Raw genomic sequence first — 1,623 nt, 5'->3', positions numbered from 1 at the left:
AAAAAAACACCAACACTCCTGCCATATGTTATTTTAATGGCAAGTAGCGTATCCTTCCCTTCTCACGCCATGGAGCTATTTATAAATCAAGATACCGCTCCAAAGGCATCGACCAAATCATTATCATTACAAAAAGAAAACTCCACCTCGGCATTGAGAACTTACAAATTAAGCAAAGATAAACTACAAATAACAGATCAGACAGTAACGCTACTTACAACGGATAATGAAAAAGTTACATTCTTGAAAAGAAGTGCAGAGGAAAAAGATGGGAAATTAATCTGGCAAGGTAATTTGCAAAAAACATCCAAAAACGCACCAAAGAACAACTTAACAGGACCACACCTTCGCGATCCAGTCACCCTGGTACGTGATGGTGATAACATTGCCGGTACATTTCGAGTTAATGGACAGCTATACCAATTATGGCCATCAACAGACAATACGGTGTCGGTCGTAAAAGTTGATGAAAGCAAACTCAATGAAGAACATGATGAAAGTAGCAAACAAGTTAAAGCAGCGGCTGTAACATGCTCAGACCCAGGTGACTACCCGGGAGATACTGAAAGCCCTAGCACTATCCGCGTAGCTCTCGTCACTACAGAGCAATCGCGAACCGCACTTAAAGACATGGATCTGCATACATTAAAATCTGTAGCGTTTTCCGAGGCTAATCAGGGAACAGAAAATAGTGATGTTGGTATTACCTTCGAAGATGCAGGAATATTGAATGCAAAATATTCCGAGCATGGTACGTTTTCCAATATGCTTTCAGACATGAGAGTCTCCAGCGGAACAGAATTAAGTCAGGAAATAGATAAATATCGGGAACAGCATAAAGCTGACCTTGTGGTTATGCTTGCCGCAACGACATCATCAAATGGAATCGGGTATAACGACGCCACGAAAAACACGGCATTTTCTGTTATTCGCTACAGCTCATTAACTGGCACATACACCTTTGCACATGAGATGGGACATAACATTGGTGTAAGCCACGAACTTGCACAGTATAATGGAACCCCTAAACGTCTCCCTTGTTATCGCCATGGTTATAAACATGAATCTGAGATAGCACTTGAGCGCTGGCGTACCATCATGTCTTATAACTGTACATCAGGAAATTGCGATCGCCTGAATATGTTTTCCAACCCAAGATACACATACCGAGGTTTACCTACAGGTTCCAGAGAGTTTGAGGATAGCTCTCGACGACTGAATGAACGGCGTAAAGTTGTTGAAGATTTTTATCCACCAGTAAATTAATTTATATCCGTACTAAAAATTAACGTAAGTATCGCAATGAGCAGCCTGACGGGACCTGTATTTATTCCGGTGCTGTCAGGCTGCCGACAAGCGAAGCGCGTCAGTAAACAGGAACAGTGCTAGGCCACACCCTTGCTGGTATCAGAAGGCGATATCATTTCACCCATTTAACTCAGTGCCGCCGTAACGGCAGGGGTCATATAACGACTGAGTGAGTAGTTAAACATGACGGCACCAATAATGATGCAGGCTCCCCAGGAACCATACCCATCGAGATCCACAAAACAGTATAAACACCGCAATAAAGATATTGATTGTGATACGCAACCAGCCGCAACTGGTGGCGGTCTATCAGGA

General features: G+C 42.9%; 1 protein-coding gene. It reads left to right on the top strand.

All coding sequences use genetic code 11. The features are described from left to right. Window positions 1-1,266, top strand: a 1,266-nt coding sequence (locus HYQ67_RS23745) for a M12 family metallo-peptidase (protein ID WP_202308637.1), incomplete at its 5' end; no start/stop codon positions are given. Window positions 1,267-1,623: the final 357 nt, after the last annotated feature.

It is taken from the genome of Dryocola clanedunensis subsp. sulfonylureivorans (assembly GCF_016756775.1).
GTDB classification, from domain to species: Bacteria; Pseudomonadota; Gammaproteobacteria; order Enterobacterales; family Enterobacteriaceae; genus Dryocola; species Dryocola clanedunensis.
This window is presented reverse-complemented; position numbering and strand designations above follow the sequence as displayed.